The 12568-nt window shown below is 53.3% G+C and carries 12 protein-coding genes and 1 riboswitch; of the genes, 10 read left to right on the top strand and 2 right to left on the bottom strand.

All coding sequences use genetic code 11. The features are described 5' to 3' along the window. From ftsY to Q1B27_RS19180, 4 genes are all read left to right on the top strand, one after another. Positions 1 to 1097, top strand: a 1097-nt coding sequence (gene ftsY, locus Q1B27_RS19165) for a signal recognition particle-docking protein FtsY (RefSeq protein WP_299850023.1), incomplete at its 5' end; no start/stop codon positions are given. Between the two features lie 52 nt (positions 1098 to 1149). Continuing rightward, entirely contained in the window at positions 1150 to 2052 is a 903-nt protein-coding gene (locus Q1B27_RS19170) for an EamA family transporter (RefSeq protein WP_299850025.1), read from the top strand. A gap of 18 nt (positions 2053 to 2070) precedes the next feature. Beyond that, the gene (locus Q1B27_RS19175; RefSeq protein WP_299850027.1) at positions 2071 to 2676 is read left to right on the top strand and encodes an inner membrane-spanning protein YciB; all 606 of its coding nucleotides are present in this window, start codon (positions 2071 to 2073) and stop codon (positions 2674 to 2676) included. A gap of 102 nt (positions 2677 to 2778) precedes the next feature. After that, on the top strand, positions 2779 to 3411 hold the full coding sequence (locus tag Q1B27_RS19180) for a hypothetical protein (RefSeq protein WP_299850029.1): 633 nt from the start codon (positions 2779 to 2781) through the stop codon (positions 3409 to 3411). A gap of 25 nt (positions 3412 to 3436) precedes the next feature. Here Q1B27_RS19180 and Q1B27_RS19185 read toward each other — a convergent pair whose 3' ends face one another. After that, positions 3437 to 4261: an alpha/beta hydrolase gene (locus Q1B27_RS19185; protein WP_299850031.1), complete on the bottom strand. Its 825-nt coding sequence runs from the start codon at positions 4259 to 4261 to the stop codon at positions 3437 to 3439. Between the two features lie 229 nt (positions 4262 to 4490). After that, positions 4491 to 4569: riboswitch (SAM riboswitch) on the top strand. A 58-nt stretch (positions 4570 to 4627) separates the two neighbouring features. On the opposite strand from Q1B27_RS19185, the gene metZ reads away from it, so the two are divergent. The 4 genes from metZ to Q1B27_RS19205 all read left to right on the top strand — a co-directional run bounded on the left by metZ (position 4628) and on the right by Q1B27_RS19205 (position 9450). Then, positions 4628 to 5809 carry an O-succinylhomoserine sulfhydrylase gene (metZ, locus tag Q1B27_RS19190; protein WP_299850033.1) on the top strand — a complete coding sequence of 394 codons (1182 nt, stop codon included), beginning with the start codon at positions 4628 to 4630 and terminating at the stop codon, positions 5807 to 5809. A gap of 162 nt (positions 5810 to 5971) precedes the next feature. Beyond that, positions 5972 to 7072, top strand: a complete 1101-nt coding sequence (gene folE2 / locus Q1B27_RS19195) for a GTP cyclohydrolase FolE2 (protein WP_299850035.1) — start codon at positions 5972 to 5974, stop codon at positions 7070 to 7072. A 166-nt stretch (positions 7073 to 7238) separates the two neighbouring features. Then, entirely contained in the window at positions 7239 to 7925 is a 687-nt protein-coding gene (locus Q1B27_RS19200) for a hypothetical protein (RefSeq protein ID WP_299850037.1), read from the top strand. Positions 7926 to 8001: 76 nt separating this feature from the next. After that, positions 8002 to 9450, top strand: coding sequence for a TrkH family potassium uptake protein (locus Q1B27_RS19205; RefSeq protein ID WP_299850039.1), 1449 nt, complete (start codon positions 8002 to 8004; stop codon positions 9448 to 9450). Positions 9451 to 9559: 109 nt separating this feature from the next. Here Q1B27_RS19205 and Q1B27_RS19210 read toward each other — a convergent pair whose 3' ends face one another. Further along, positions 9560 to 10282: a Hint domain-containing protein gene (locus tag Q1B27_RS19210; protein ID WP_299850041.1), complete on the bottom strand. Its 723-nt coding sequence runs from the start codon at positions 10280 to 10282 to the stop codon at positions 9560 to 9562. Positions 10283 to 10515: 233 nt separating this feature from the next. Here Q1B27_RS19210 and Q1B27_RS19215 point away from each other — a divergent pair, with 233 nt between their 5' ends. Beyond that, positions 10516 to 11751, top strand: coding sequence for an acyl-CoA dehydrogenase family protein (locus tag Q1B27_RS19215; protein WP_299850043.1), 1236 nt, complete (start codon positions 10516 to 10518; stop codon positions 11749 to 11751). Positions 11752 to 11930: 179 nt separating this feature from the next. Continuing rightward, the gene (locus Q1B27_RS19220; RefSeq protein ID WP_299850045.1) at positions 11931 to 12563 is read left to right on the top strand and encodes an ATP-dependent Clp protease proteolytic subunit; all 633 of its coding nucleotides are present in this window, start codon (positions 11931 to 11933) and stop codon (positions 12561 to 12563) included. Positions 12564 to 12568 lie beyond the last annotated feature (5 nt).

A 12568-nucleotide genomic window follows, 5' to 3' on the forward strand; every position in this document is an offset into this window, starting at 1 on the left:
CAGAGCCAGAGCCAGAGCCAGAGCCAGAGCCAGAGCCAGAGCCAGAGCCAGAGCCAGAGCCAGAGCCAGAGCCAGAGCCAGAGGTGCTTGCAGCTCTGGAAGAAGACGAGTTCGTTTCACCGGAACCGGAACCGGAACCGGAACCGGAACCGGAACCGGAACCGGAACCGGAACCGGAACCGGAACCGGAACCCACGGCTGATGTGAAGAAGCCTGGCCTTCTGGGGCGTCTGCTGGGCCGAAAAGAGCAAAAAACAATTTTCCGCCGTGCGCTGGATGACGATATGCTGGAACAGCTCGAAGAGCTGTTGATCACCGCAGATATGGGCGTGGATACGGCCCTGCGCGTCACTGCAAATATGGCAGAAGGTCGGATGGGGAAACGACTTTCAACCCAGGAAATCAAAGAGTTGTTGGCCGCAGAAGTGACCCGGATCATGGATCCTGTTGCCCGGCCGATGCCGCTCTATCCCAAAAAGCCACAGGTTGTATTGGTGGTTGGGGTCAACGGGTCCGGCAAGACAACGACGATCGGAAAACTGGCCAGCCAGTTTCGGGCCGCAGGAAAATCTGTTGTCATTGCCGCCGGCGATACGTTCCGTGCGGCAGCGGTGGAACAATTGCAGGTCTGGGGTGATCGCGCCGGCGTGCCAGTTCTGACAGCGCCCGAAGGGTCGGATCCTGCCAGTTTGGCATTTGATGCGATGGAGCAGGCGCAGAAAGACGGCGCCGACCTATTGATGATCGACACAGCTGGGCGGTTGCAAAACCGTACCGATCTGATGGAGGAACTGGCAAAGATCGTCCGTGTCATCCGCAAGAAAGACGAGAGCGCGCCGCATAATACCTTGCTGGTTCTGGATGCCACGACCGGTCAGAATGCGCTAAGCCAGGTTGATACGTTTCAGAAGTTGGCTGATGTATCCGGCCTTGTGATGACCAAGCTTGACGGGACGGCCAAAGGTGGTGTTTTGGTGGCTCTGGCAGACAAGTTCGGCTTGCCCATCCATGCCATCGGGGTGGGTGAACAGATCGACGATCTAGCGCCCTTTGACCCAGAGGAATTTGCGGCAGCCCTGACCGGGCTAGAAACCTGATGCAAGCCCTGCCAAGGCTTGAAACAACGCAGACGAGCCCGGACAAAAGGATTTGAGCGATTGGCTGATATCACTCGAAGGGACGCCAGCCGGACACCAGTTGGCGCTTGGGCTGGCCTTGGTGGCAGCCTTTCTGCATGCGATTTTCGGAGCCTTGCAAAAAGGGCGGTTTGATCCTTGGCTAACACGTGGCGCGATTGATGTTTGGCTGTTTCTGTTGGCTGCGCCCTTCGCTTTTTTTGTCGTACCGCTGCCCGAAGCGCATATGTGGCCGATCTTTGCAGGCGCAGTTGTAATCCATGTGATCTATAAAATGCTGCAAGCGCAGGCCTATACCAAGGGGGCCTACACGGTGGTCTATCCTGTGGTGCGTGGGACCGGACCGCTATTTGCTGTTATCGGGGCTTATCTGATCTTTTCCGAGACCTTTACCGCCATGCAATGGGTGGGCGTCGCCGTGCTCTTGACGGGAATTTTTGGGTTGGCCGTTTATAATCTGATCTTTCTGGTGACAGAGCGCGACACGCTGCCGACAGCTTTGGGATTGGCCGTGCTTACGGGACTTCTGGTCGCGCTTTATACCACCTACGACGCTTATGGGATTCGGGCGACAGCGGACCCGTTTTCCTTTTTGGCATGGTTCTTCATGTTTGAGGGTATGACTTTGCCAGCTTTTGCCTATTTGCGGTGGCGCGGGATGCCTGACCGTCCACCCCTTCGACCACTGCTGAAACGCGGGTTGATTGGCGCGCTGGTGGCGTTCTCGTCTTTCGGATCAATCATGTTGGCGACCCGGCTGGACAAGGTGGGTGAGGCGGCCGTTTTGCGCGAAACATCGGTGGTTTTCGCTGCACTTATCGGCTGGCTAGTGCTGCGCGAAACCGTTGGCCCGCGTCGAATTGCCCTGATGGCATTGATTGCGGCGGGCGCTGTGATAGTTGAGGTGGGCGGGTAACGAAGGAGACGCGCGGCCATGGCCGAGAAACAGATCGACGGAAAAACGAAAACCGCATTGGAACTGGGGCCAGTGCTGGCCTTCTTTGTTGCCTATCTTTGGCTCAAGGATCGGACGTTCACCATTGCCGGGACGGAATATGCCGGGTTCGTAGTGGTCACCGCCGGTTTTATCCCCGTCTTTCTTCTGTCGATGGCGGTTTTGTGGAAACTGACTGGGCATTTGTCAAAAATGCAAGTCGTTACGGCAGTGCTGATCGTTGTGTTTGGCGGTCTCAGCGTATGGTTCAACGACCCCAGGTTTTTCAAGATGAAACCAACGATCATTTACCTGCTATTTGGTGGAGTATTGGGTCTCGGCTTGTTGCGCGGGCATTCCTATCTGCAATCGGTCATGGAGGGCCTCATGCCACTGACCGATGAAGGTTGGATGATTCTGACCCGGCGTCTGATGGCCTTTTTCCTGATACTTGCGGTATTGAATGAGCTGATCTGGCGCACACAGAGTGAAGAAATTTGGGTTTACTTCAAAACCTTCGGTTTGACGGCGGCGATCTTCCTTTTTTTCATGACGCAAGGGCGTTTGTTTGAAGAGCACGGAACCGGTGAAGACGAGCCGGAATAACACGCACTAAGCTAGGCCGTTTGGGTTAGCGAGCTTTGAATACCCCCGAATGCCCATATCCTTGCCGATATTAAGCCGTATTTCGGGCATAGCTGTCAGATCATGATTAAGCGTATTACAACCCGTTTCTGGTTTCTCGCCACGTCGATCCCCCCGATACAGCCGGTCAACTTGTTGCCCGTTCTTATGATGATCATGCTGTGGGTTGGTTTGCGCTATTGCGGTATGACCGAAGAGCAGTCATTCGTCATTGGCTGCGTCACGGCGCAGGCATATACGATCTGGCGCAACCTGCCCAGTGCGGCGCGTAGCCTGCAAAACGTGGAGCGGGGCAAGCCCAGAATGCTGATGTTCCCTGTTGGTATCATTATCGTAGTCGCAGGTGTGCAGCTATGGCTTGGCAGTCCATTGTTTACCCAGCGAGTCCTGACTTTGTTCTGCGTGTTTTTCCTGGCGGTTATGGTCTGGGGCATATTGCGAGAGCGCGAGATGTTGGAGCGTGTTGTGCCCGAGGGGCGTATGGATCAGCAAGTTAGTGCGCCAGTCAGTTTGTTGCGTATCAATGCGGTTGTCGCAGCAGTAGTGATTGGGGTGAACGAAGCCTTGATCGCATTTGAAACCCTTGCTGTTTGGATCAGTGCAATGCCCATCTTATTTCTAGTATTGCATGCGTTTTATTGGCTGATGGTTCTGTCCGTTCTACCCACGGCATCTGATCAGCAAACTCACGCCTGATACGGGATCGCTGACAGGGTGTGCCCTAGCGCGGATTATGCTTGCTAAACCCGTGGAATTTCGGAAGCGGATAAGGAATGATCCTGGACCAGCGGGGCTGAGCTTTTGGTGGCATGACCTGTTTTAGATGCGTCAGATCAACTAAATCGCTTCGGCGCAGCAATGCACGATAAAGATGAAAAACACCCGGCCGCATATAAGAGGACCAGTGGCAGATGCGTCGGACAGGAGGAGCGATTTTGAAGCCGCACCGTCGCAGTGTTCCAAGCGTTTCTGGATTGTCCATTTGCAGCGTTAGCGTGTTGCCCCGCGTCGGCAAATTTTGACTCAGTGACCGGTCGTTGCGGTGTGGTGACGATACTAGTTTTTCGAGCATAAAGTCGAAAAGATCGTTTTCTCTGCTCGTGATATTGATAATCTCAGCGGTTTGCCCTGCAGGACAGTCCAGAGCCTTTTCAGCATTGCTACCGAATTCAGCGCCTGACAGTAAAATGACCCGATTTAAACTACTGGTTGGCACGTGAGGTAACGCACTAAGTACCACGCGCGCACCAAGGGAATGAGCAAACGCATGGATTTCACGGTTCGGTGCCAGCTTGTGTATCATCGCGATCAACTGGGCCAGAGATTTGGCTGCCATTTCGGCGTTTCGATACGCCTGCCAGATTGTGCCGCGTGCTGGCCATCCAAAAGCAATACCCATGCCTTCGTGGCTGACGCCGCTGCCAAATCCCAGACCCCTCGGCCAGCTTAGCGAGGTTCTGCAATCCTTTCGGTTTTGCATTCCCAAGATTTTCTCGTGCGGGCAGGCCGAAGGGTGGTAAGGCGCATACTTGTATCCGTGGACCATCAGGATCACCGGCCCCGGGTGCCACAGTCCGCGAGCCAGGACGGGCGATAAAGGGCGCCGACTACCGTGTAACTCGGCCCCGTCCTTGCATGCGTTGATCCTAAGGAGTGGCACTGCGTTTTGATCCGATACATCTGTTAAAGAACATATGGGCGAACGTTACATTAAATTTACTGAAGCCCGGGTTAAGGCACTGACACGCAGTTGACGCCCAGAACCCACAGCGTTAAACAAGCGACGTGGCGATTTGTTACCGGATTGCGGGCCACGTTAAACAACACCGCTAAAGAGGTCAGACGGAGGAACTCCTTTCGCTTGACCGCGACAGGAGTTTTTTTGTGGGCTTAGGCAGCCCGGAGGACGACAATGACTGATGATCGGAATACACGTACCAATCTGGTTCATGGCGGGACACGCCGCAGCCAGTATAACGAGGTGAGCGAGGCTATATTCCTCACCCAGGGGTTTGTATATGACAGCGCCGAAGCGGCTGAAGCCCGGTTTCTGGAAAGCGGCCCGGACGAATTCATCTATGCCCGTTACGGCAATCCGACCGTCGCAATGTTCGAAGAGCGTATTGCGACGTTGGAAGGCACCGAAGCTGCCTTTGCCACCGCCAGCGGTATGGCAGCGGTTTCGGGCGCTTTGACGTCGATGTTGTCAGCGGGTGATCATGTCGTAGCAGCGCGCGCACTTTTCGGATCATGCCTATATGTGCTTGAAGAAATCCTGACACGTTTCGGGGTTGAGGTCACGTTTGTGGATGGCACCGATCTGGATCAATGGCGCGCCGCCATCCGTCGTGATACCAAAGTTGTTTTCTTTGAAACCATCGCTAATCCGACGCTGGAAGTGGTGGACATCGAGGCTGTTGCCAGTTTGGCGCATGCAGTGGGCGCGCAGGTTGTCGTCGACAACGTCTTTGCCACGCCGGTCTTTTCCCGAGCGATCGAACAGGGGGCCGATGTTGTCGTATACTCGGCCACCAAACATATTGACGGCCAGGGTCGTGCGCTTGGCGGTGTTATTCTTGGGCGCCGTGACTACATACGAGGTACGGTAGAGCCATACATGAAACATACCGGTGGTTCGATGTCGCCGTTCACGGCTTGGATCATGCTGAAAGGGCTGGAGACAATCGATTTGCGGGTGCGCGCTCAGGCGGCGTCGGCACTGGCTCTGGCGGACGCATTGCAGGGTCATGCAAAGTTAACCCGTGTCATCTATCCGGGACATCCCAGCCACAAACAGCATGATCTTGTTGCGCGTCAGATGGGAAAGGGCGGTACGGTCCTGTCGTTGGAATTGTCGGGTGGCAAGAACGCCGCATTCGAGTTTTTAAACGGACTTGGCATCATATTGATCTCGAACAATCTGGGTGACGCCAAATCAATCATCACGCATCCGGCGACAACAACCCATCAACGATTGCCCGACGATCAGAAAGCCGCGCTTGGTATCACCTCAGGTTTGGTGCGGTTGAGCGTTGGTCTCGAGGATACCGGTGATCTGATAGGGGATGTCTTACAGGCGTTGCAGGCTGTTTAGATTGGCTGCGTTGCTAGAATTGTGACGAAGCACTCGTGCGATAAACCGCGAATATCCGTCGAAACAGATAGATATATCTCAGCTGGAAATGAATGGCATGATTAGCTTTTTCCTGTGGCGAGCTATATATCTGTTCTTGGAAGCGGGATCTAAGGAAACGCCATGAATATACAGCACCCTGATGTGGACAAAGCGCCCCAGCGTGATGAGGCCGCCCAGGCGTTGGCCGTGTTACGCGCCTGGGCGCAGTCAGCCACGCCTGAGGAAGTTGCTGATCTAGAGCCCGCGATCGCTCGTTTGCTACCAGGTGGTGAAGTGGCGAACTATCCCGCTTTGGCACGTGCCTATCCCGAAGAGTTTACGGTTGATGACGCATACCGTGCGTCTCTACCAGATCTACAAAACGGCCCAAGTTCGTTGATCCGCGGCGCAAAACAACATTTGCAACATGTGGGGATTTCGAATTTCCGACTGCCGATTAGGTTTCATGCCCGCGACGACGATGATTTGCGCTTGGAAACCTCGGTAACCGGTACGGTCAGTCTTGAGGCTGGCAAAAAGGGCATCAACATGTCGCGGATCATGCGATCCTTCTACAAGCACGCCGAAAAAACCTTCAGCTTCGAGGTGATCGAGGCCGCGCTGAGAGATTATATCAACGATCTGGACAGTTTCGATGCACGCATACAAATGCGGTTTTCCTATCCGATGAAGATAGAGTCTTTGCGTTCAGGCTTGGAAGGATTTCAGTTTTACGACATCGCGTTGGAATTGGTGGAGAAAAACGGGCAACATCGCAAGTTTATGCATTTGGATTACGTCTACTCGTCAACCTGTCCTTGCTCTTTGGAACTTAGTGAGCATGCCAGGCAGTCGCGTGGTCAATTGGCGACACCGCATTCGCAGCGCTCTGTCGCCCGTTTGTCGGTCGAGGTTTTGGGGCCAGATTGTCTTTGGTTTGAGGATTTGATCGACATGGCGCGCTCGGCTGTGCCGACAGAGACGCAAGTGATGGTAAAGCGCGAAGATGAACAGGCCTTTGCCGAGCTAAATGCAGCCAATCCGATATTTGTCGAGGATGCGGCTAGGCTTTTCTGCCAAAAGTTGCAGGAAGACGAGCGGATCGGTGATTTTCGGGTGGTAGCAAGCCATCAGGAAAGCCTGCACAGCCATGATGCCGTCAGTGTACTGACAGAGGGGCAAACATTTGCGGCTGACAGTCTTGACCCCAAGCTGTTTAACACCTTGTTTCATGTGGGTTAACAGGTTTCGACTGCAAGTGAACCTATTGCTGAAATTTTCGCCAAACAGCCAATAATTATGGCGGCTATCCGCAAAGGCTTTCTTTTCATGTTGACCTTGTCACGGCAAAGGTGTGAATCGCCTATGCCGGTTTTGTCGGTAGCGACTCAACAACCAGGAATAGAAAATGAATCCCGTCTCGACCCACTTAGAAATATCTGCCGCCAGCATCCGCCTAGCTGGCTATGTAATAGAAAGCCAACTTCGCGTGGCGCAGGAGCTTGGTAAGGTTGCTTTGACCTCCAACTTCTTTGCAACGCCCGCCGAGATGCGCAAACCCGCATCAAAACCAAAACAAACTGAATTAAAAGAAACTCTCAAACCCAAGAAAACGGCAACGAAATCCGTAAAAGCTGTTAAATCGGCAACGCCAATTTCAGCGAAAGCCGCCAAACCCACCGATGCTCAACTGGAAAAAGCAGTGACGGCAAAACGCGGAAAAAAGCCATCCGTGCGGGCAGTGGCACCTGCTCCTGTCGAGGTTGCTGAAAAACCAGTAGCGCCCAAAGTTCAAGCGATTTCAAAGATAAAACCCAAGTTGCCAATAACGAATAATGCAACGGAAAAACCTCAAAAACCTGCTGCGAAAATGCCTGAGTTTAAATCGCGCGCGACCAAAACTACGGCACCTGTAAAAACAAAGGCGTCAGCAACTGCTAAAAAGACTTCGCCTCAGGTAACCGTAAAGGTTGCAAAGACGGACGAGGCGGCAAGTACGCTGTCAGAACCGCAGCAAAAGACGGACAAAGCACATCGCGCACCGTCGACGCCGCCAGCAATGCCTGGGGCTGGCAAAGGCGTTCCCAAAAGCTGACGATCAGGATCGGGAACAGAGGGCATAGGTCAATCGCGCTTGACACCCGCCGCATGCGGGGCCAAATCTGCGCTTCATGATTGACCTGCGCCCTGTCGGATATGTCATCGGCCTGATGGTTATGGCGCTCGGACTTGCCATGTTTCTGCCGATGCTGGTGGATATTGCCGAGGGGCGAGGCCATTGGCCCGTTTTTGCGGAAAGTGGCATCCTGACCGTGCTGATTGGCGGTTTGGTCGCTCTGGCCTGCCGCAACGGGGTGCGTGAGGGGCTGACGATCCAGCAAACCTTTCTTCTGACCACAGGTGTTTGGGTAGCGTTGCCAATTTTTGGCGCATTACCCTTTATTTTGGGTGCGACCGAAGCACGGATTGTCGATGCTGTATTCGAGGCGATGTCGGGTCTGACGACGACAGGTTCGACGGTTCTTTCCGGTCTTGATGCCTTACCGAAAGGCCTGTTGCTGTGGCGGGGTGTCATGCAATGGCTTGGCGGCATCGGAATCATCGTTGTGGCCATGGTATTTCTGCCCGAGTTGCGGGTTGGCGGGATGCAGATTTTCCGCACTGAAAGCTTTGATACCTTTGGCAAGATTCTACCACGCGCTACCGAAATTTCCTCTCGTATTTCGGTCATATACCTCAGCCTGACTCTATGCTGCATCCTTAGCTACCTGTTGACCGGGATGAACGCATTCGACGCGACTGTGCACGCCATGACCACAGTGGCGACCGGCGGGTTTGCCAACTATGACGTATCATTCGGAGCATTCGGTGCCGCGACCGAATATGTTTCGGTAGGTTTCATGTTGATTGCGGCCTTGCCTTTTGTCCGGTTTGTTCAGATTACAGCGGGAACCGCTCGACCTCTGCTGACTGACCCCCAGGTAAGAGGGTTTTTCCTGACAACTCTGGCGCTGGTTCTGCTTCTGACGTCATGGCAGTTCGGGCAGTTGGAATCCTTTTCTGAACCTGTGTTTCGCAAAGTGCTGTTTAATACCGTTTCGATCCTGACTGGCACGGGATACGCGAGCGATGACTATATGCTGTGGGGCGCATTCCCAGTAGCATTGCTGTTTTTTACGGGTCTCATCGGAGGATGCGCCGGGTCAACGTCGTGTTCTATAAAGGTCTTTAGGTACCAGCTGCTTTTTTCGTCGATCAGCGCACAGTTGCGACGTATCCGCTCTCCCAACGGTGTATTCACACCACGCTATCAAGGCAAAGCGATTGGGGATGACGTCCTGAACTCGGTCATGTCATTCTTTGTTTTCTTCGTGGTTACCTTGGGTCTTGTCGCTGTGGCACTTGGCCTGACAGGGCTTGATTTCACTACGGCGATTTCAGGTGCTGCTGCTGCTTTGGCCAACATCGGGCCGGGTTTGGGGGACACGATTGGACCCTCAGGCAATTTTGCCTCACTCAATGATACCGCCAAGTGGATACTTACAGGCGCAATGTTGATTGGTCGACTGGAGTTGCTGGCCGTGTACGCCATCTTTACGGTTACATTTTGGCGAGCCTGAAATGCACTAAGACTGTCAGCTTTTGGGCGCGATATTTGAATGTGAATGTTCGAACCACGTGTACCAGCAGCTAAATTATGGACAATTAGGAAAAATTTCTAACTGCAATTCATGCACATAGTTTCTGGATATGTTCACGGGTGAGACAAGGACGAGCCAGTTGTTGCGGTGATGTTTCGGGATTGGTCGCGATTTGAGGGAATATATCCTGGATGGCAGTGTTTTGATCTTCTAATAGTGCCTCAATCGTCGGGCGTCCCAGAAAAAAGCTTTCCGACCAGAGGTTATCTGACAAAATCACCTCGTGTTGATCAAATAATACATGGATATAGGTCAAGTAATGCGGAATAACGCACATTACCCCGGGTTGACCAACCAGCGCACTTGCTTCGACCAGCGCTTCGGCTTCCCCCATCGGCGACAAGAGTTTCTTTTCGGTCGTCAAAATCCTGTGACGAGGAGATACGATCATGTCGCGTTCGGGCGTTCCGGGGCCAAGAGCATTCGCACGGATCAGAACAGGGAGGGAATTCGGGTTGTTCGGTATAGCGTCAAAGGACAGGCGTCGCTGACCAACCCAGCGGACGGCCTGGAAACCACGATCACGCGTCAGCACACGGTCACCAACTTCCAGCGTCTCTACAGCTTTGAGGCCATTCAAGGTTGAAATGCCTGTTCGGGGTGTAAAGCAGGTAATGGCGCGAATGTCGCGATTACAAAATTGCTTGGCTTGTGACCCTTCCAAGCGGTGTTGTTTGACGGGGGCGGCATCGGCATCCAACCCAAGCTCGCAAGGCGGAGTTCCCCTGTTTTTTTCGCGCATCAACTGCATGTTGTTTCCTGTTACTCGTTCAACTCAAAACACAGGCCCGTCAAACACCTCTTTCTGCACCTTCTACTGGTGCAGTTGGCGGGCTAGCGGCATTATCACTTTGATTTGTGGCCGTACTTTGCGCTTTTAGGGGTCAGGGTTTGACAATTTTAGTAAATTGCAACCTGAAGCACCCATGTCGCTGAGGGCATTCCTATTTGGGATGATCGGCACTCAAGAAAAAGGACGGCGCTATGGATATGAATTTTGGAATTCGGCCTGAAATCAAGGTTTTGCTGGAGCGCGTTTCCGCGATGGTATCCAATGAAATCATGCCGTTGGAAGCAGAATATCACGCGGAAATAGCAAAGGCAGATCGCTGGCAGTTCACAGCACGGCAAACCGAAATTCTTGAAGGCTTGAAGGCGCGGGCAAAAAAAGGTGGGCTTTGGAATTTCTGGCTGACTGACAGTGCTCGAGGTCTTGGTTTGACTACCGTGGAATATACGTATTTTGCCGAAGAAATGGGCCGTACGCCGATGGGCGCAGAGATTTTCAACTGCAACGCACCCGATACCGGTAACATGGAAGTTTTCGAGCGCTACGGTACGGATTCCATGAAAAAGAAATGGCTAGAGCCGCTTTTGGCGGGCGAAAGTCGTAGCGCCTATCTGATGACAGAGCCGGATGTCGCGAGTTCTGATGCCACCAATATTGCGATGTCTTGTATCCGTGATGGTGATGAGTACGTATTGAATGGTGAAAAATGGTGGGCGACGGGCGCCGGTGACCCGCGATGTGCTGTCTATATCGTTATGGTGCGCACCGGAGCAGATGATCGACAGAAACATCAACGGCATTCTATGATTGTCGTGCCCGCCGATACCTTGGGCATCGAAAAATTGCGTCCGATGCAAGTTTACGGTGCGGATGATGCTCCTCACGGGCACATGCACTTTCGTTTTACCGACGTTCGCGTACCGGCGGAAAATCTTCTGCTAGGTGAGGGGCGCGGTTTTGAGATAGCTCAAGGAAGGTTGGGTCCGGGCCGCATCCACCACTGCATGCGCGCGATCGGTCAGGCAGAGACTGCGCTTGAACTGATGTGCCGCCGATCTTTGGCACGCGAGGCATTTGGCAAGAAGGTTGCCCAGCTTGGCGCAAACTTTGACATTATCGCCGAAGCGCGCATGGAAATAGAGCAGGCAAGGCTATTATGCCTTAAGGCTGCCTGGATGATGGATCAGGGCGATGCGCGGGCGGCCGCGCCTTGGATCAGCCAGATCAAAGTTGTGGCTCCCCGTGTCGCGCTTAAGGTGATTGACGACGCCATTCAGATGTTTGGAGCACAAGGAATAAGCCAGGATGTGCCGCTGGCGGCAATGTGGACGCATGTGCGGACGCTCAGACTTGCCGATGGACCGGACGCAGTGCACAGGCGCCAGGTCGCTCGTGCCGAATTGCGAAAGTATTCTCAGGAAAAGCTTTAAGGGCCTAAGAGCCAACTAATGTCTTTTTGCGGGGTACCTATGGTTAAGGTGGAAGTGTGAACAATTAGTTGATTGAGCAAATCCGTGCGCGCCCCCTTGCAGCCATTTGGGCGCAACACTAAGACTCCTTTAGGACATGATCATTTAAGATCGCGGCGACAAACAGCAGGCAGGCGGATATGAGAGACCCATTTGAGACTTACATGAACACCCTCGTGCCCATGGTGGTTGAGCAAACCAGCCGTGGCGAACGGGCTTATGACATCTTTTCGCGCCTTCTGAAGGAGCGGATCATTTTTCTTTCGGGCCCGGTGCATGATGGTATGTCCAGCCTGATCGTGGCGCAGCTTCTGCATCTGGAGGCTGAGAACCCGTCGAAAGAAATTTCCATGTATATCAATAGCCCGGGTGGCGTGGTCACCAGTGGTCTGTCGATCTATGACACTATGCAATACATTAAGCCTAAGGTCAGTACTTTAGTGATCGGTCAGGCAGCTAGCATGGGTTCCCTTCTGCTGACGGCCGGGGAAAAGGGTATGCGCTTTTCTTTGCCCAACAGCCGGGTAATGGTGCATCAGCCGTCAGGTGGATATCAGGGTCAGGCAACGGATATCATGATTCACGCGGAAGAAACGCTGAAACTCAAGAAACGGCTGAATGAAATTTACGTGAAACATACCGGCCAGACACTGAAAAAAGTCGAAGAAGCGCTTGAGCGAGATAACTTCATGTCGCCTGAGGATGCTAAATCTTGGGGTCTTATTGATGAAATTGTCGAGAATCGCGCCAAAACATCAGACGATGAAGAATAAATTAA

It is taken from the genome of uncultured Roseovarius sp. (genome assembly GCF_947489715.1).
Taxonomy (GTDB): Bacteria; Pseudomonadota; Alphaproteobacteria; order Rhodobacterales; family Rhodobacteraceae; genus Roseovarius.